The following is a 1,137-nucleotide window of genomic DNA, read 5'->3' on the forward strand; positions in this document are numbered from 1 at the left end:
CCCGACGCGGGCGGGGCCCCCGCTCAGGGGTGGCGCAGGGCCTCGGTGAGCCGGTGGGCGGCCTCGACGACGGCCTGGGAGAGCTGGGCGCCGGGGTGCCGGGTGAGGCGTTCGATCGGGCCGGACACCGTGACGGCGGCGACCACCCGGTTGGACTGGCCGCGGACCGGCGCGGAGACGGAGGCGACCCCGAGTTCGCGCTCGCCGACCGACTGGGCCCAGCCCCGGCGCCGTACGCCGCTCAGCGCGGTGGCGGTGAAACGGGCGCCCTGCAGTCCGCGGTGGAGCCGTTCGGGCTCCTCCCAGGCGAGCAGGATCTGGGCGGCGGCGCCGACCTTCATGGGGAGGGTGACGCCCACCGGAACGGTGTCGCGCAGGCCGGTGAGACGCTCGGCGGCGGCCACGCAGATCCGCACCTCGCCCTGCCGGCGGTAGAGCTGGGCGCTCTCGCCGGTGATGTCGCGCAGCTGGGTGAGGACCGAGCCGGCCGCGGCCAGCAGCCGGTCCTCGCCGGCCGCCGTCGCGAGCTCGCCGACCCGCGGGCCGAGCATGAACCGGCCCTGGGTGTCCCTGCTGACCAGGCGGTGGTGTTCGAGTGCGACGGCCAGCCGGTGGGCGGTGGGCCGCGCCATGCCGGTGGCGGCGACCAGGCCGCCCAGCGTGGCGGGGCCGGCCTCCAGGGTGCCGAGGATCGAGGTGACCTTGTCGAGCACGCCGACGCCGCTCGTGTTCTCCATGTGGGGGTACTCCAGTCTCGGGGCCCGGAGCAGCGGACGGTCGCTGCTCACGGCGGCTCCTGGCGGGGAGCCGGGGGGTGTGGTCAGCGAGGACGGGCCGGGGGAAACGGCCGATTGCCTGCGCCGGGCACGAGACGGGTACGCGAAAGCGCCGGGGCGGGAAGCGCCCGGGCGAAGGACAGCACAGAGAGCACCGTGTCTCCTCATCTTTCCCGCGCCACAGTGGCGACAGGCCGGAGTTGGCACTGCCCCCGGACGGCACGGCGCGTACTTCGGACGCCGGGTCGAACGGGGAGTTGCCGGGGCTTCGTAGGGCCGGTCCCTCCACCCCTCTGGATGATTCGCCAGGAACGATACAAGACTTCCCGGGCCGCTCGGCAAGCCCCCCCCCACCTCCGAC

Annotated in this window: 1 protein-coding gene and 1 riboswitch; the gene reads right to left on the reverse strand. The window is 75.2% G+C overall.

Translation table 11 applies throughout. The features are described 5' to 3' along the window. Positions 1–23: 23 nt before the first annotated feature. The gene (locus tag ACIQOV_RS42360) at positions 24–737 is read right to left on the reverse strand and encodes an IclR family transcriptional regulator (RefSeq protein ID WP_401056597.1); all 714 of its coding nucleotides are present in this window, start codon (positions 735–737) and stop codon (positions 24–26) included. Between the two features lie 200 nt (positions 738–937). Beyond that, positions 938–1,080: riboswitch (SAM riboswitch) on the reverse strand. Positions 1,081–1,137: the final 57 nt, after the last annotated feature.

This window comes from Kitasatospora sp. NPDC091257, assembly GCF_044757675.1.
Taxonomy (GTDB): domain Bacteria; phylum Actinomycetota; class Actinomycetes; order Streptomycetales; family Streptomycetaceae; genus Kitasatospora; species Kitasatospora lactacystinica.